Source organism: Gluconobacter sp. OJB (assembly GCF_039638275.1).
Classification (GTDB): domain Bacteria; phylum Pseudomonadota; class Alphaproteobacteria; order Acetobacterales; family Acetobacteraceae; genus Gluconobacter; species Gluconobacter cerevisiae.
Window position 1 is genome coordinate 1,685,706 of record NZ_JBDIWH010000001.1, and the last position, 15,645, is coordinate 1,701,350.

Genomic DNA, 15,645 nt, shown 5'->3' on the forward strand with positions numbered 1-15,645 from the left:
GTTATTCCGTTATAATATCTCCAAGCGCTCCCAGATAGGAGGCAAGATCAACTTTCAGCGGCATCAGATAGGCATTGTCGTTTTTCTGGTTCACGATACCCAGCATGCGCCGTGCAAAAGTGATGTTACCTTCAAGCGTCCCATCGTAATCACGCGGGAAAATAACGTGGTTCATGCGCTCCCAGTACCGGCGCGACTTCTCGCCCAGAACAGGCGAGATGCCCCAAAACACCGTGTCGTCCCGCAGCCAGTCCATGCAGTATTCGAGCATCGGAATGTCGAAAAGCGGCTGGGTGAAGAAGCCACAGGCCCCGGCGTCACGCTTGCGCGCGATCTCTTCAAGCTCCTGATACGGCGCACGGCGATAGGGGTCGAACACCGCATAGACCTTCAGATGCGGGGCTTCGCGGCGGTAGCGTTCAATGATCTGGGCGGACGTGTTGGGATAGACCACGCGATCGCTGCCCGCAGGCGGGGGATCGCCAGCGACGACCAGAATGGAAGTCAGTTCCGGCCGGTCCGCACCCGGCAGCGGCGCACCCGGGGCGATATCGGTCGCACGGACATGCGCGATCACCTCGAACGGCGTCTGTTTCACAATCAGCGATGCGGCGTCATGGCTGCGCAGATCAAAACGGATCAGATCCGGGACGTTCAGTGTGCTGACCTGCGGCAGAATATCCCGCACGGTCTGCACATCCGCCATCAGGGATTCGACGTTGCGTGGGACCAGTTCGACAGAAACGCGCGTCATGAGGAGGCATCCGCAGAGGTTACGGAGGATGTGGCGCGAGCCGCCTGGAGCGTGTTGTGCAGCAGGCAGGCAATCGTCATCGGGCCAACGCCACCCGGAACCGGCGTGATGTGACCCGCGACAGGAAGCGCTTCGTCGAACACTACGTCCCCGACCAGACGGGTCTTGCCGTTTTCCGCTGCAACGCGGGTAATGCCGACGTCAATTACGGTCGCACCCGGCTTGATCCAGTCCCCGCGGACCAGACCGCTCTTGCCGGTCGCAACGACCAGAATGTCCGCTTCGCGGGCCAGTTCCTTCGTGTTGCGGGTATGGATATGGGCGACCGTAACCGTGCAGTTTTCCTTGAGCAGAAGCTGCGCCATCGGCTTGCCGACGAGGTTGGACGCTCCAATCACCACAGCATGCTTGCCCGTCATGTCCTTATGGACGGACTGGAGCAGCATCAGGCAGCCCAGCGGCGTGCAGGGTACGATCCCGTCGATCCCGAGGGACAGACGGCCCGCATTGACTTCGCCCAGACCGTCCACGTCCTTGTGCGGCGCAATCGCGTTCGTCACCACAACCGGGTCAATCTGTGTCGGCAGGGGAAGCTGGACCAGAATACCGTGAATTTTCGGATTGGTGTTGAGCTGCGCGATCAGGTCCAGCAGCTCGTCCTGTGACGTGCTCTGTGGGAGCATGTGCATGAAGGAGCGCATCCCCACGCGATGGGTCTGGATCGCCTTGTTCTTCACATAGACTTCCGACGCCGGATCGTTGCCCACCAGAACGACGGCAAGGCCGGGGATCGTGTTACCCTGCTCGACGAACTTCGCCACTTCACGGCCCACCTGATCGGTCAGGGCGCGGGCGATGGCTTTGCCGTCGATGATTTTTGAGGCCAGTTCGGACTGCTTCTCGGGGGACGACATGCTCATGGGCTCTCCGGATGACAACAGGCGGTCGTTTCAGTTACGCTGACGAATGGGCCGTAACGGCTACAGGAACTGAGGATGGTCTCGTGACCGACGAAATACGCAAGAACTTCGCCAGTGACAATGTTTCTCCCGCATGTCCCGCCGTTATGGACGCCATGATGCGCGCCAATGCGGGCAATGTGGGCTCGTATGGCGACGATGCGCTGAGCCGGTCCCTGAATGCGCGGTTTGGCGAAGTTTTCGAAACGGAGGTTGCGGTCTTCCCGGTTGTGACGGGAACGGCGGCCAACAGTCTGGCGCTGTCCTCGCTGGTGGCACCATACGGCGCGGTTCTGTGCGACCAGAGCGCGCATATCAGCAACGACGAAGGCGGGGCGCCTGAGTTCTTCATGCATGGCGCCAAACTCGTCACGCTCCCCTCCGCCGACGGCCGCATGGAGGCCGAGGCCCTGCGCACGGGATTGCGGGTCAATGCGGAGGGCGGGATTCTCAAGCCCCCCATTCACGCCCTGTCACTGACACAGGCCACCGAATGGGGCACGGTCTATGCACCGAAAGACCTCGCGGCACTTTGTGAGATCGCGCATGAGCATGACGTTCCTGTCCATCTGGACGGCTCGCGGTTGAGCAACGCCATCGCGCATCTAGGCTGCACGCCAGCGGAGGCGACATGGAAAGCCGGGGTCGATGTCCTGTCGTTCGGCGGCACCAAGTGCGGGGCGATGGCGGCGGAAGCGGTCGTGTTCTTCGTCAATGACCGCACGCGCCCGGTCCTGAAGGATTTCGAGCGTCGCATCAAGCGCAGCGGGCATCTGTGGTCCAAGGCCCGCTTTTTGAGCGCACAGCTTCTGGCGCTGCTGGAAGACGATCTGTGGCTGAAGAACAGCACCCATGCCAACGCCATGGCCCAGCGCATCGTCGAAGGTCTGCGCCGTCACGCTGGCGCGCAGCTTCCGTTCGAAACGCAGGGCAACGAGGTGTTCGTCATCCTGCCGGACCGGCTTGTCGAAGAACTGGAAGCAGCAGGATTTGGCTTTTATCGCTGGCCCACGCCGGAAGGCGTATCGGGCACGCTCATCCGCCTCGTGCCGAGTTTTCATACGCGCATCGAAGACGTCGATGCGCTGCTGGCCGAGCTTGCCGCCTGAATGATCAGCCTGTTCGACCTGTTCAAGATCGGCATCGGGCCGTCCTCGTCCCATACCGTCGGCCCCATGCGTGCGGCCGCCCGCTTTGCGGAGAGTCTGTGCGATGCGCCAGACGTGGCGCGACTGCGGGTAACGCTTTATGGCTCGCTCGCCTGGACGGCCCGGGGCCACGCAACGGACCGCGCAGTCATTCTCGGGCTGGCGGGAGAAAAGCCCGACACGATAGATCCGACGCTCGCGGACGACATCGTCCATTCCGTGACGCAGGCGCATCTGATCCCGTTCAACGGTCATCCCACGCCGTTCAATCCGGACACGGACATCGTGCTCGACACGAAGACCGTCCCGCCCGTCCATCCCAACACGCTCCAGTTCGAGGCGTTCGATTCCACAGAGACCCTGCTCGCCTGCGCGCGGTTCTGTTCGGTCGGCGGCGGCTTCATCGTACCGGAACAGGCCACCGAGACCGCGACCTACGCCCAGCCCGACATGCCGTATGACTTCACCAGCGGTACGGAGCTTCTGGAGCGCACGCAAAACACGGGGCTTGATATCGCAGGCGTCGTTCTGGCGAATGAAAGCGTCTTGCGGCCCCGCGCCGAGGTCGAAGCCTATCTGGACCGGATCGTCTCCGTGATGATGGAGTGCGTGGACGCCGGGCTGCACCGCTCCGGCACGCTGCCGGGGCGTCTGAATGTCCGCAGACGAGCCGCCGCGCTGTACGAACGGCTCAAGGAACAGAGCCGCAGCAACCAGCCCTCCGCGCACGGCATCATGGACTGGATCAGCCTGTTCGCCATTGCGGTGAACGAGGAAAATGCCGCCGGAGGGCGCGTCGTCACGGCACCCACCAATGGCGCCTCGGGCGTGATTCCGGCCGTGCTGCGCTATTATCGGGAGTTCTGCCCCGAATATTCGCTCGAGGGACAGCGCCGGTTTCTGCTGACGGCAGCAGCCATCGGCGGGCTGTTCAAGCTCAATGCGTCCATTTCAGGCGCGGAAGTCGGCTGTCAGGGGGAAGTCGGCGTAGCGTCCTCGATGGCAGCAGCGGGGCTGGCGGCAGCTTTGGGCGCCACGCCGCTTCAGGTTGAAAATGCCGCCGAAATCGGCATGGAACATCACCTCGGCATGACCTGCGACCCAGTGGCCGGGCTGGTGCAAATCCCGTGCATCGAGCGCAATGCGTTCGGCGCAATCAAGGCCATCAACGCGGCCTCCCTCGCCATGCACGGCGACGGCGCGCATCATGTCTCGCTCGATCAGGTCATCCGCACGATGGCCGAGACGGGACGCGACATGAACCACCGCTACAAGGAAACGTCCCTCGGCGGTCTGGCCGTCAATTTCCCCGAATGCTGAAAAACCTCATGCTGCGGCCATGAACTCCGCAATGGCGTCCGCAGCGCGTTGCGAGCCGCCCAGCAAAGGGGTGCCAAAGGTTTCCTGAAACAGGCTTTCCTGCGCCGGGCGATACGCCACATGACGTTCCTGCGCACGGGCGATGGCGGGCATGAGATCGTCCAGATCCTCCACCACTTCGCCCAGCGTCCAGTGCAGGAAATACGGATCGTCCCGCCAGGGCAGCTTGCGCGGATTCAGGAAAACGCAGGGGCGCGGAATACCGAGAAACTCGTAAACCTGACTGCTGACATCGCCAATATAAAGCGCGGCCTGAGACGTATAGGTCATGTCCAGCATGGCGGATGACCCGGTATCGACCAGAACCTCTGGGCTGCGCTGCCGCTTGAGCTGACGTTCGCGGATACCGAACCCCTTGTGGAAGGTCTTGATATGCGGCGCTACGACCAGATTGTAATCGCTCTGGCTGGACTCACTCTGGGCCTTGAAGCCCTGAATCAGCGGCATCATCCAGCCTGATGCCGAAGTCAGCTTGCGCTGGTAGTGCGGATTATACAGCGCGAATGGACGACCGTTGCCGAACGAGATCGTTTTTTCGCGCTGTACGGCCTCGAAAACGTCGAATTTCGGATACCCTACAACCCGCGTTGTTTCCTGTTTCAGCAGACCCTTGTCCTGAAAATAGGTCTCGACCTTGGGGCCGGGAACGAGCGTCAGGTCAAAGTCCCGCACCAGATGCTCGTCATTGACATAGCGGTCTCCGGCGCCATGCATGAGCAGGATGAGTTTCGGGCCGCAAAGCCCCATTTCCTTGAGCACACCGGCCGTATATTCCGTCGCCACCACTGCATCGTACTGGTTCAGTTCGGCGATGTTCTCGCGCAGCACGACCAGACGCTCCTGATCGAGGCGTCTTGCGCGCTTCAGTAGCCGGGCTTTCAGGGATTTCGGAAACGCCTTCAGTGGCAGGTCGGGAACGTCCAGCGCGCGGCGGATGCGCGCAAGATGCTTCACCGTTTCGGGAAAACTGTAATACTCCACCACGTCATGACCGGGGATTGCAGCCAGCGCGCTGGCGACGGACGCCGTATGGTAGCACTGATAGGGTTCAGCAATATAAATGAAGGCGATTTTCATAACTGATCAAATGCGTCCTGCCTGAAAAACAGGCTGGAAACCTGTGCTTCTCGGGATTGGGGCCTTCGGAAGAAGACGGGTCGTCGCAAGATCCCGTCCGCAGAAATCCTGACACCGAAATATGTAATATTTTCTTCATAATCCCTGACCTTTTCATGTCAAGAAACCTTCCGGGAGTGCTACAATTCGTTACTGGCATGGACAGTCTGACGGGTTTGTGGTCAGTAAGGCCCGCATGTCCGGTGAACGCTCCGTTTTCAGATCCATTTTCAAAAATGTCAGCGTTCTCACCCTCGGTCGTATTGCCAATGCACTGTGCAGTTTCATCTATATTGCCGTGGCCGTCCGGGCATTGGGACTTTCCGATTTCGGACTGCTGATCCTGATCCATTCCCTGGCCTCGACCGGTTCCGTCCTGTCGCGGATGCAGTCCTGGCAAACGCTGATCCGTTTTGGCAGCGACAGCTTCAGCAGCGATGACACGGACCTTCTGCACCGTGTGGTTCATTTCTGCATTCGCCTCGACACGCTTTCTGCGGCTTTTGCCATCGTGTTCGGCCTCGTGGGCGTGCAGATCTACGGGTACACCGCACACTGGTCCGCGCATGTGCGGTTTCTGGCGGATCTATATGTGTGCGTCAGTCCACTGATGTACTCAGGCTGGGCAAACGGTATCCTGCGGATGGCGGGGAAATTTCATCTCGTCCCGATCATCGACAGTTGCGCCGCCATCGCCAAGACATTTGGCGTACTGCTGGGTTACGTCCTGCATCTGAAGCTCGGATATTTCCTGTTCGTCTGGGCCATGACGATCGTTATCGATTACAGCTTCTATGTTTATTACGCGCTGGACATCCTGCACCGGAAATTCAAATTCCGGTATTTCCGGGCGTTCCGGCACTGGCGCTGGCAGCTTCCGGGCATGTGGCAATTTACGCGCGCGGCCAGCATCAACCAGACGCTAGGCAACATCTCGGGCCATGTGGCGACGCTGGTGGTCGGGACGGGTCTGGGGCCGGCGGAAGCCGCCGTTTTCCGCGTCTGCCGTCAGATCGCGGACGGAATTGTTACTCCAGCGCAGCTCATCTCGCCCGTGCTCTATCCCGAACTGGTCCGGATGCGGGACCGGCAGGACTGGCGCGGCCTCAAACGCGTGACGTGGAAAATGTTCGGTGTTCTGGGCGCATTATCCTGCGTGCTTCTGCTGCTGTCCGCTTTCTTTGGATCAACGATTTTCCGCTTCCTGCTGCATGTCCATGTGCATCACACCTCGCTCTATATTTCCATCATGCTGCTGGCGGCCGTGTTCAGCCTGCTGGTCATCCCGCTGGAACCGCTGCTGATTGTCGTAGGGCATGTGAAGTTCCTCATGACCAACCGCACCGCCGTCATGGCGGTCTATTTCCCGGCCCTCTATGTCCTGACGCAGCATTTCGGTCTCGCGGGAGCCTGCCTGTCGACGGCGGCGTGCAATGCGACAATCCTGCTGTCGCAGATGCTGGGCGTGTGGTTCTTCTACGGCCGGATTGGCAAGACGGAGCGCTGAAAGCCCGCCACGATCAATGCAGAAAAGGCGGGAAGGTCTGACCCTTCCCGCCTTTTTCTGGTTCTGACGCGCCTCTTACTGAGCGTCGTCGGAGCTGTCGTCGTCCGAACCGGTCGGGGAGACGGCCACGAAAAGCTGCTGCCCGTCACGCAGGATGCGCAGGAGCGGCGGCTGTTTGCGACCCAGCGCGTCATGCACCTGCGCCACGACGGCCTTGGGCGACGGCGTGACGTGATTGCCAACCGCCACGACAATATCGCCCGGACGGATTCCGGCCTGATCGGCGGGTGAGCCCTGCACGACATCGGCCACGACCGCGCCCTGCACGCTGTCATCCAGACCCAGTTCCTGACGCGCACGCGGCGTCAGAGAGGCCAGCGACACGCCCAGCTTGCCCGCACCGGACTGCGCACTGTCGGTCGCATCGCCCGAAGCGTGATCCTGAGCGGACAGGTTGCCGACCGTGAAGTTCACCGTCATCGGCTTGCCATCCCGCAGCAGCCCCAGCGTCGCCTGCGTGCCTGGCGCGATGGAGACGACCTTCACCGCCAGATCATGACCTGTCTTGATCGGCTTGCCGTTCAGCGTGGTCACGACGTCGCCACTCTTGATGCCAGCCTTCTCGGCCGGGCTGCCCTTGGAGACAGAGGCCACCAGCGTTCCGTGCGGCGGCGCGCCCGGCTCGGGGGACTGGAGGTTAAGGGCCTGCGCCATCGTGGGCGAGATGTCCTGCCCCTCGATGCCGAGATAGCCGCGCGTGACATGGCCGGTCTTTTCAAGCTGGCTCACGACGGATTTCACGGTATCGGACGGGATTGCAAAACCAATGCCGATCGACCCGCCGCCATTGGGCGAGATGATCATGGAATTGATACCCACGACCTTGCCGTCCTGCGTAAACAGCGGACCGCCAGAGTTGCCGTGATTGATCGGGGCATCGACCTGAATGAAGTCGTTATAGGCGCCCGAATGCAGGTCACGCCCCAGTGCCGAAACGATACCCGCCGTCACCGTACCACCCAGACCATACGGGTTACCCACTGCAATAACCCATTCGCCCGGCTGCACCTCGTCGGAATCGCCCAGTTCAATGAAGGGCAGCTTGCCGGTCGGCTTGACGCGCAGCAACGCCACGTCCGTCTTCGGGTCGCGACCGATGATCTTGGCCGGGAGCGTCGTGCCGTCATCGAGCGTGACCGTTACCTTGGTCGCCCCATTCACAACGTGGTTGTTCGTCACAACATAACCGTCAGACGAGATGATGAACCCCGAACCACGGGCCTCGACCGTCCGGTTAGGCTGCTGCTGTTGCGGCATCATCTGGAACGGGAAGGGAAACGGGAACGGCGAGCCCTGTCCCATACCACCGCCCCCACCGCCCGGGCCGTTTTCTTCTTCTTCCGCCACATCCGCCTTGATGTGGGACGTGATGGACACGACAGCCGGCTTCACCTGCTTGACGAGCGTGACGAAATTGGGGAGCGCCTGAACGCCCGTCTGGGGCTTGATGGCGCCGCTGGGTGCTGTGGCTGCGGGCGTTGTGTCCGCAAAAGCGAAGGGGGCCGCGACCAGCATGGTGGTGGCAGCGAGAGCGGACAGGGACGTGCGAAAGCGTGTGGTCATATCAATCCCGACTTGTTGCGAAACATCGTGGCTTATAGCGCTGAACTATGAACCCCGTTCCCGTTCCACAAGCTGACCGCCGGGTGAAACATCCGTAAGTTCGTGACGGACTGTGAATTTCGGCAGCCGCAACCTCATTCTGCGATGGGTTTACGGAGTTTGCGGAAGAAGTCTTTCAGCAACCCCGACGCCTCGCGCTCGCACACCCCTCCGATCACTTCGGGGCGATGCAAACAGGACGGACGCTCGAAAATCCGTGGCCCATGCTCCACCCCACCACCTTTGGGATCATACGCGCCGAACACGACCCGCCTGATCCGAAAATGTACGATCGCAGCAGCGCACATCGGGCAAGGCTCCAGCGTCACGACTAACGTGCAGTCCGTCAGACGCGGACTTTTCAGAAACGCGGCGGCCTCGCGCATGGCCAGAAGCTCGGCATGGGCAGAGGCATCATGCGCGCCTTCCACGTGATTGCGCGCGATCGCCAGAACGCCTCCGTCCGGCGCCAGCACGACCGCGCCGACTGGCACTTCCCCACAGGATGCCGCCTCCCGCGCGGCCTGTAGCGCCGTCTGCATCGCCGGACCAATATCCGTGTGAATCCTTGTCTGACCCTGACTCATGATGCGATGATGCGGCGCATGACCCCTCCCCGTCCATCCCCTTCGCAGCGCGCGCCGCTGATCGGCCTGACGCTGGATCATGAACCCGGCGGTCCGGGGCAGTTCTCGCGCTATCCCTTCCATGCGCTGCGGGAAAATTACCTAACGGCCGTGAGCGACGCGGGCGGTATGCCGGTTTGTCTGGGTTATGATTGCGATGCCGAGGCCCTTATGGCGCGGTTGGACGGGCTGATCGTCACGGGCGGCGCATTCGACGTCGATCCGGCGCTGTATGGCGAGGACCCACATCCACTGACCAGCCCGCGCCCGGCCCGCACCGCCGCCGAACTGGCCCTGTTGCGAGCCGCACTGGCGCAGGGCAAGCCGGTTCTGGGCATCTGCGGCGGCATGCAGCTTCTGGCCGTACACGCCGGAGGCACGCTGATCCAGCATCTTCCCGAAGAATTGCAACACGAACAGCCCAACCCGCGCCACGAACCCGGCCATGCGATAGACATCGTCCCCGACACGAAACTCGCGCAGATCGTTGGGGAGGAGCGCATGAGCGTGAACTCCTCGCATCATCAGGCCGTCCGTGACCCCGGACGGGCCAAAATCTGCGCCCGCGCGCCGGATGGCACCATCGAAGCGATCGAGCTTGATGGCCCCGGTTTTGCCATTGGCGTACAGTGGCATCCCGAATTCTCCCTCGACCCCGGCGACCGTCGCCTGTATGCGGCGCTTGTGGAGACTGCACGATGACCGACGACGACACCGAAAACACCGCCCCCGAGATGCCCGAAATCTCTGACCTGCACGAGGACACTGCGCCCGAAACGGACAGAGCCGCCCCGAGAGGCGAGCGCATCGCCAAGGCGCTGGCCCGCGCCGGCGTGGCCAGCCGCCGCGATATCGAACGCATGATCGAAGACGGACGCATCAAACTGGGCGGACAGATCGTCACGCATCCGGCGACGTTCGTGCAGCCGGGCGACATCATGCTGGTGGACGGCAAACCCGTGGACTCCCCCGAGCGCACGCGCCTGTGGCGCTACCACAAGCCCGACGGCCTGATGACGACCCACAAGGACCCGGAAGGCCGTAAAACAGTATTCGACACGCTGCCCGAAGGTTTGCCGCGCGTCATCAGCGTGGGGCGTCTGGATATCAATTCCGAAGGTCTGCTGCTGCTGACCAATGACGGCGAACTGGCCCGCCGCCTCGAACTGCCCGGCAATTCCTGGGTCCGTCGTTACCGCGTGCGCGTTTTCGGTGTTGTAGACGAAAAGCGTCTGGCTTCACTGATCAACGGTTTCGACTATGACGGCGTGCGCTACGGTTCCATCGAAGCCGCACTGGACTCGAAAAAAGGCGACAATGCCTGGCTGACGGTCAGTCTGCGCGAAGGCAAGAACCGCGAAATCCGGCGCGTCATGGAAGGTCTGAACCTGCATGTCAGCCGTCTGATCCGTCTGTCCTACGGCCCGTTCCAGCTTGGTTCGCTGAAGGCCCGCGAGCTTGAGGAAGTCCCCGGCAAGACCCTGCGCGAACAGATGCCGGACCTTCCCGCCCCGAAGCGTCAGCGGACGCGCTGATCGATGCGGATTGTTGGAGGAGACAACAAGGGCCGAGCCCTGACCGCGCCGTCCGGAACCAGCACGCGCCCCACGTCGGACCGCACGCGACAGGCGATTTTCGACATGCTCGCCCATGCGCCTTGGTACGGACAGGAGGAGCTGGAAAAAGCCCTCGTTCTGGACTGCTATGCCGGAACTGGCGCAATGGGGCTTGAAGCCCTGTCACGCGGTGCGGAAAAAGCCGCGTTCATCGAACGTGACCGCAGCGCACTGGCGGCATTGCGGATCAATCTGGACATCTGCAAGGCCCGGGACCGCTCCCGCGTGCTGAGTTGCAGCGTCACGCATCCGCCCAAGGCCACGGAACCCTACACGCTGATTTTTCTGGACCCGCCCTATGGCAAGGGGCTGGTCGAATCGGGTCTGCGGGCACTGGCGCGGAACGGCTGGCTGGCACAGGGCGCACTGATCGTGACCGAAACGGGGGCCACGGAAGAATTTACGCCCATCATGCCACCTTCCGAACACTTTATGCCCACACTCACGCCAGAAATCCTCTGCGAGCGTCGTTTTGGCGCCGCGAAGGTGACGATCTGGAAGCATTCCTCCACTTTTCCTTAATTTTCCCTCTGTATTCAGTACCCTGTCGGCTATAGTTCAGAGTGAATTTTACAAGCCGCAATCCAGAAAACCGACGGGGTGACGAGACTTGGCCGCGTTCAGCCGATCGACCAGTACAGTGCGCAACATCGTCCGCGATGCCCATGACCGGCACATGACACCAAAACTGCGCAGTGCCCTGCGCGCCCGCTGCATGGAGCTTCTCGGGCTGGTCCTGCTGATCTTCGCCGTGGCGGTCGGGATCGCGCTGTGGAGCTTCAATCCGCACGATCCGTCCTTCAACACCTCGACGGGAACGCAGCCGACGAACCTGCTGGGCCGCACGGGCGCGACCATTTCGGATGGCCTGATCCAGTGGCTCGGCCTCGGCAGCGGCATGCCGATCGTCATCCTGCTGGCCTGGGCCTGGCGCATGGTCCGCCATCACGGCATGAGCCTGCCGATCCTGCGGATCGTGGCCGCCCTCGCCCTCCTTCCCGCCAGCGCCACCTTCATCGGCACGCTCCAGCTTCTCATTCCCGGCCTTCAGGTCGATTGGCCGACCGCCAGCGGTCTGGGTGGAGAAATGGGCGTCTCCTGCGCGCAGCGTCTGCTGGGCGCGGCCCATGCCGAAGCCGGGGCGGCTGGAAACGCGATTGCCGTTATTCTTGTCCTGCTGCTGATGGGCCTGTTGCTGCCGCTCGCGATGGGTCTTGAAGCCCGCGAATGGCGTGCTCTGGGCAAGACAGCCATGGTGTTAGGACGCCAGCCCTTCTCGCTGGCCAAGCGCATGAACGGCCCGCAGACATCCGATCATCGTCCCGCACCCGATCCGCGCCTTTATGAATTCCAGCCCAGCCCGGCCGGTGGCGCTCCGGCGGCGGATGCAGCCCCTCTGTCCTTCCTGCGTCGCAGTTTCGGCAAAAGCGATCCGCGTTCCCGGCCTGAGCCGTTCGTGCCGCAGAATACCGGCTGGATGCAGCCGCCCATGGACACGCAGGACGATCCCTACAGCCAGCCAGCCGCCGAAACACGCCCGGTCAGCCGTACGGAAGCCGCAGCCGCCCGCGCCCGCCAGACCACCGTCCCGGAAGAGGAAGAGGCACCGTCCAACCCCTATGCCGAGCGTCTGGCCCAGATCGCCCGCCAGCGTGACACGCCGCTGCCCCCTGTGCGCCGTCAGATCGACGACGAAATGGACGAAGAACTGCCCCAGAGCAGCATCGACACGCCGCCCGAACCCGAACCGCAGAAGCGCGGCCTGTTTGGAATGCGTCGTCCGGAACGCCCTTCCGAAGCTGTTGCGCCCCGTCCTGCCGCCCCGCGCAATGCCGTAACGACCGGCTGGGAACTGCCGCCGCTGGGCCTCCTGAACCCGCCGCCGCCTCATGCCGTGACCGGCCCGTCACAGGAGACGTTGCAGTCCAATGCGCGTCTGCTGGAGAGCGTTCTGGCCGATTATGGTGTGCAGGGGACAATCGGCGATATCCATGCCGGTCCGGTCGTCACGCTGTACGAACTCGAACCCGCACCGGGCATCCGTTCATCGCGCGTAATCGGGCTCGCCGATGACGTAGCGCGCTCGCTGTCTGTTCTGAGCGTGCGTATCGCAACCGTGCCGGGACGCAACGTGATCGGCATCGAGGTGCCCAACGCAAAGCGCGAGACGGTCTATTTCTCCGAACTGCTCCGCACGCCGGAATGGTTGAACGGAAACGGGCGTCTTCAGATCGCGCTCGGCAAGGATATCGCTGGCGTTCCGGTTTATACCGACCTTGCGAAAATGCCGCATCTGCTCGTCGCGGGTACGACCGGCTCGGGTAAGTCGGTCGGCGTGAACGCCATGATCCTGTCGCTGCTCTACCGGCTCAGCCCGGAAGAATGCCGCCTGATCATGATCGACCCCAAGATCCTCGAACTGTCGATCTATGACGGGATTCCGCATCTCCTGACGCCGGTTGTGACGGAACCTGCAAAGGCCGTCAGCGCGCTCAAATGGACCGTGCAGGAAATGGACCGCCGCTATCGTCTGATGGCGCAGCTTCAGGTCCGCAACATCAACGGCTACAACGAACGCGTAAACCAGCTCCGCTCTTCGGGCGAAATGGTGACCAAACGCGTCCAGACCGGCTTTGACCCCGAAACGGGCCGCCCGGTGTTCGACGAACAGCAGGTCGCAACAGAAAACCTGCCCTATATCGTCGTCGTCATTGACGAGATGGCCGACCTGATGATGGTCGCGGGCAAGGAAATCGAAACGGCCGTTCAGCGTCTGGCCCAGAAGGCCCGTGCAGCAGGCATTCACGTCATCATGGCGACGCAGCGGCCCTCCGTGGACGTCATCACCGGCACCATCAAAGCCAACTTCCCAACCCGGATTTCCTTTCAGGTCATCAGCAAATTCGACAGCCGCACGATCCTTCAGGAACAGGGCGCCGAACAGCTTCTGGGTCAGGGCGACATGCTGTTCATGCAGGGTGGCGGCCGCATCACGCGTGTCCACGGCCCGTTCGTGGCGGATGAGGAAGTCGAGGCCGTGGTGGCAGATCTACGCTCCAAGGGCGACCCGATCTATAATGACGACGTGGTCTCCGGTCAGGATGACGACAGCGCGGGCGGCCTGACGGCAGGAACGGGCTCCGGCGGTGACGGAGAAGGCACCCTGTTCGATCAGGCCGTGGATATCGTAATGCGTGAAGGCCGGGCCTCCACGAGCTTCATCCAGCGCCATCTTTCCATCGGTTATAACCGTGCGGCCAAGCTGATCGACCAGATGGAAAAGGAAGGCATTATCGGTGCCGCCAACCATGTGGGCAAACGCGAGATCCTTGTCCGCCGCAAGGAAGAACATGAAGACTGACCGGAAAGACCGGATCCGACGCGCAAAAGCCTCGCGCAACGCCCATAAGCCGCGCCGCCTGCCAGAACAGACGGACCTCCCCGCGGCTGAAGGCCCGCGCACACCGTTTTATCCGGGAATGGACATTCCCATCCTGCTGGAAACGCCGCGCTTCCTGATTCTGGACAAACCAGCAGGACTGGCGGTGCATCCCGGCCCTTCCACGCAGGATTCCGTCGAAACCCGCCTGCTGCCGCATCCGCGCGGAGGGCCGTGGCTGGCGCATCGGCTGGATACGGATACGTCCGGCTGCCTGCTGGTTGCACGGCGCAAGACGGCGCTGTTAGAGGCACAGGCAGCGTTTCAGGAACGCCAGGTCCGCAAGCTCTACTGGGCGGTTGTGGTGGGGGATCTGCCGCAGGATAGCGGCGAGATTAATGCGCCGCTTCTGCGGAAATCTGCCCCCTCAGGCTGGCGCATGGTTGTGGATGCGAAAGGCGATGAGGCCCGGACGCGCTGGCGTGTGCTGGGACGCGGGAAGGGTCTGTGCTGGGTAGAGCTGGAACTGCTCACAGGACGGACCCATCAGGCCCGCATCCATTGCGCGGAACTGGGAACGCCGATCCTTGGCGATAGGGTTTACGGGGCTGCGGCAGGTTCTTCTTTGCCGGGGCTGCATCTGCTCGCCCGCAGTCTGGAACTGAACCTGCCATCCGATACGCTCGTCGCGGAAGCGCCCCCGCCAGATTTCATGGCGGGAACGCTGCGGCGAATGGGATGTAAGAGTGTGGGTTAGTCCTGAACGAGTTTCAGGGTTCCCGTCACACTGTGGATAACGACATGATCGCGGCCATCGCCGACCTTGCCGGTGGCCGTGATTGTCCGGGCCTCTTCTGACCCGCTGGATTCTTTTTCCCAGTTCCCTGTCTGCACAATCAAACCGAGCGACTGCTCAAGCGGCAGTGTCTTGTCCGAGCGGCGCTGCTTCAGGTGAATGTCGAAGGTTCCGCCAAAGCCATGCGGCAGATGGATCGTCATGTCACCGCTGACCGTACCGATATCAATCGTGCGCCTCTGCGGCGCGGCATCGAGGGTAAGGTTTATATCTCCGTTAACACTGCGGATCATGACATCCCGGGCAGCATGGTTGATCGTGTCGTCACCACTCACGCTACGGATCGAAGCCGCGCCGTCGGAATGATCGAGCGTAACATCGCCGCTGACGCTGCGGATTTCGACAGCGGCTATCGCATGATCCACATCCAGCGTACCGTTGACCGTATGAACGTTGAGCGGCCCTCTGGACTGCTTGATATGAATATCGCCGCTGACGGTCCGGACGGACAGGGGACCGTCTGACGTCCCGATGCTGACATCGCCGTTAATGCTGGAGATTTTTCCGCCCTCGGGCAGGGCAGACAGAGAGATATCGTCTGAAGTCGAAGACTGGATCAGCGGTGCAGCGCAGACCGGAAAGGCCAGTGCGGTACCGAAGGCGAGGATAGGAAGGGAAAGCGCGAAACGGTTCATGGTATGG

The 15,645-nt window shown here is 62.0% G+C and carries 14 protein-coding genes; 8 read left to right on the top strand and 6 right to left on the bottom strand.

Annotation, left to right across the window (positions count from 1 at the left end; translation table 11 throughout):
- Window position 1: 1 nt before the first annotated feature.
- Together ABDK74_RS07755 and folD are read right to left on the bottom strand one after the other, a co-directional pair.
- Window positions 2-754 carry a methylenetetrahydrofolate reductase gene (locus ABDK74_RS07755; protein ID WP_346003362.1) on the bottom strand — a complete coding sequence of 251 codons (753 nt, stop codon included), beginning with the start codon at window positions 752-754 and terminating at the stop codon, window positions 2-4.
- Window positions 751-1,674 carry a bifunctional methylenetetrahydrofolate dehydrogenase/methenyltetrahydrofolate cyclohydrolase FolD gene (gene folD / locus ABDK74_RS07760; RefSeq protein ID WP_346003363.1) on the bottom strand — a complete coding sequence of 308 codons (924 nt, stop codon included), beginning with the start codon at window positions 1,672-1,674 and terminating at the stop codon, window positions 751-753. The genes ABDK74_RS07755 and folD overlap by 4 nt, the downstream gene beginning before the upstream one ends.
- Window positions 1,675-1,757: 83 nt before the next feature.
- On the opposite strand from folD, the gene ABDK74_RS07765 reads away from it, so the two are divergent.
- A complete protein-coding gene (locus ABDK74_RS07765) occupies window positions 1,758-2,822 on the top strand; it encodes a low specificity L-threonine aldolase (protein ID WP_346003364.1) in 1,065 nt (354 codons plus the stop codon).
- Window positions 2,823-4,181, top strand: coding sequence for an L-serine ammonia-lyase (locus ABDK74_RS07770; RefSeq protein ID WP_346003365.1), 1,359 nt, complete (start codon window positions 2,823-2,825; stop codon window positions 4,179-4,181). It begins immediately after the preceding gene.
- Window positions 4,182-4,187: 6 nt separating this feature from the next.
- Here ABDK74_RS07770 and ABDK74_RS07775 read toward each other — a convergent pair whose 3' ends face one another.
- On the bottom strand, window positions 4,188-5,318 hold the full coding sequence (locus ABDK74_RS07775) for a CDP-glycerol glycerophosphotransferase family protein (protein ID WP_346003366.1): 1,131 nt from the start codon (window positions 5,316-5,318) through the stop codon (window positions 4,188-4,190).
- Window positions 5,319-5,553: 235 nt separating this feature from the next.
- Between ABDK74_RS07775 and ABDK74_RS07780 the strand changes: the two genes are divergently transcribed.
- On the top strand, window positions 5,554-6,864 hold the full coding sequence (locus ABDK74_RS07780; protein WP_346003367.1) for a lipopolysaccharide biosynthesis protein: 1,311 nt from the start codon (window positions 5,554-5,556) through the stop codon (window positions 6,862-6,864).
- 75 nt (window positions 6,865-6,939) lie between these two features.
- Here the strand turns inward: ABDK74_RS07780 and ABDK74_RS07785 are convergent, their stop codons facing one another.
- Both ABDK74_RS07785 and ABDK74_RS07790 read right to left on the bottom strand, forming a co-directional pair.
- Entirely contained in the window at window positions 6,940-8,487 is a 1,548-nt protein-coding gene (locus ABDK74_RS07785) for a Do family serine endopeptidase (RefSeq protein ID WP_346003368.1), read from the bottom strand.
- A 134-nt stretch (window positions 8,488-8,621) separates the two neighbouring features.
- Window positions 8,622-9,113 carry a nucleoside deaminase gene (locus ABDK74_RS07790; protein ID WP_346003369.1) on the bottom strand — a complete coding sequence of 164 codons (492 nt, stop codon included), beginning with the start codon at window positions 9,111-9,113 and terminating at the stop codon, window positions 8,622-8,624.
- A 6-nt stretch (window positions 9,114-9,119) separates the two neighbouring features.
- Here ABDK74_RS07790 and ABDK74_RS07795 point away from each other — a divergent pair, with 6 nt between their 5' ends.
- The 5 genes from ABDK74_RS07795 (at window position 9,120) to ABDK74_RS07815 (ending at window position 14,904) form a co-directional block, all read left to right on the top strand.
- A complete protein-coding gene (locus ABDK74_RS07795; protein ID WP_346003370.1) occupies window positions 9,120-9,854 on the top strand; it encodes a gamma-glutamyl-gamma-aminobutyrate hydrolase family protein in 735 nt (244 codons plus the stop codon).
- Window positions 9,855-9,886: 32 nt separating this feature from the next.
- The gene (locus ABDK74_RS07800; RefSeq protein ID WP_346004187.1) at window positions 9,887-10,687 is read left to right on the top strand and encodes a pseudouridine synthase; all 801 of its coding nucleotides are present in this window, start codon (window positions 9,887-9,889) and stop codon (window positions 10,685-10,687) included.
- Window positions 10,688-10,690: 3 nt separating this feature from the next.
- The gene (gene rsmD, locus ABDK74_RS07805; RefSeq protein ID WP_194253921.1) at window positions 10,691-11,290 is read left to right on the top strand and encodes a 16S rRNA (guanine(966)-N(2))-methyltransferase RsmD; all 600 of its coding nucleotides are present in this window, start codon (window positions 10,691-10,693) and stop codon (window positions 11,288-11,290) included.
- 118 nt (window positions 11,291-11,408) lie between these two features.
- Window positions 11,409-14,129: a DNA translocase FtsK 4TM domain-containing protein gene (locus tag ABDK74_RS07810; protein ID WP_408874504.1), complete on the top strand. Its 2,721-nt coding sequence runs from the start codon at window positions 11,409-11,411 to the stop codon at window positions 14,127-14,129.
- Window positions 14,119-14,904 (top strand): RNA pseudouridine synthase, encoded by a 786-nt coding sequence (locus tag ABDK74_RS07815; protein ID WP_346003371.1) that lies wholly within the window; start codon window positions 14,119-14,121, stop codon window positions 14,902-14,904. The genes ABDK74_RS07810 and ABDK74_RS07815 overlap by 11 nt, the downstream gene beginning before the upstream one ends.
- Here ABDK74_RS07815 and ABDK74_RS07820 read toward each other — a convergent pair.
- Entirely contained in the window at window positions 14,901-15,638 is a 738-nt protein-coding gene (locus tag ABDK74_RS07820) for a DUF4097 family beta strand repeat-containing protein (RefSeq protein ID WP_346003372.1), read from the bottom strand. The genes ABDK74_RS07815 and ABDK74_RS07820 overlap by 4 nt on opposite strands.
- Window positions 15,639-15,645 lie beyond the last annotated feature (7 nt).

Bases quoted from the DNA above. Each gene is read 5' to 3' on its own strand.
- ABDK74_RS07800 (WP_346004187.1), top strand. From the start codon at position 9,887: ATGCCCGAAATCTCTGACCTGCACGAGGACACTGCGCCCGAAACGGAC.
- rsmD (WP_194253921.1), top strand. From the start codon at position 10,691: ATGCGGATTGTTGGAGGAGACAACAAGGGCCGAGCCCTGACCGCGCCG.
- ABDK74_RS07785 (WP_346003368.1), bottom strand. From the start codon at position 8,487: ATGACCACACGCTTTCGCACGTCCCTGTCCGCTCTCGCTGCCACCACC.
- ABDK74_RS07795 (WP_346003370.1), top strand. From the start codon at position 9,120: ATGATGCGGCGCATGACCCCTCCCCGTCCATCCCCTTCGCAGCGCGCG.
- ABDK74_RS07780 (WP_346003367.1), top strand. From the start codon at position 5,554: ATGTCCGGTGAACGCTCCGTTTTCAGATCCATTTTCAAAAATGTCAGC.
- ABDK74_RS07815 (WP_346003371.1), top strand. From the start codon at position 14,119: ATGAAGACTGACCGGAAAGACCGGATCCGACGCGCAAAAGCCTCGCGC.
- folD (WP_346003363.1), bottom strand. From the start codon at position 1,674: ATGAGCATGTCGTCCCCCGAGAAGCAGTCCGAACTGGCCTCAAAAATC.
- ABDK74_RS07775 (WP_346003366.1), bottom strand. From the start codon at position 5,318: ATGAAAATCGCCTTCATTTATATTGCTGAACCCTATCAGTGCTACCAT.
- ABDK74_RS07820 (WP_346003372.1), bottom strand. From the start codon at position 15,638: ATGAACCGTTTCGCGCTTTCCCTTCCTATCCTCGCCTTCGGTACCGCA.
- ABDK74_RS07790 (WP_346003369.1), bottom strand. From the start codon at position 9,113: ATGAGTCAGGGTCAGACAAGGATTCACACGGATATTGGTCCGGCGATG.
- ABDK74_RS07755 (WP_346003362.1), bottom strand. From the start codon at position 754: ATGACGCGCGTTTCTGTCGAACTGGTCCCACGCAACGTCGAATCCCTG.
- ABDK74_RS07770 (WP_346003365.1), top strand. From the start codon at position 2,823: ATGATCAGCCTGTTCGACCTGTTCAAGATCGGCATCGGGCCGTCCTCG.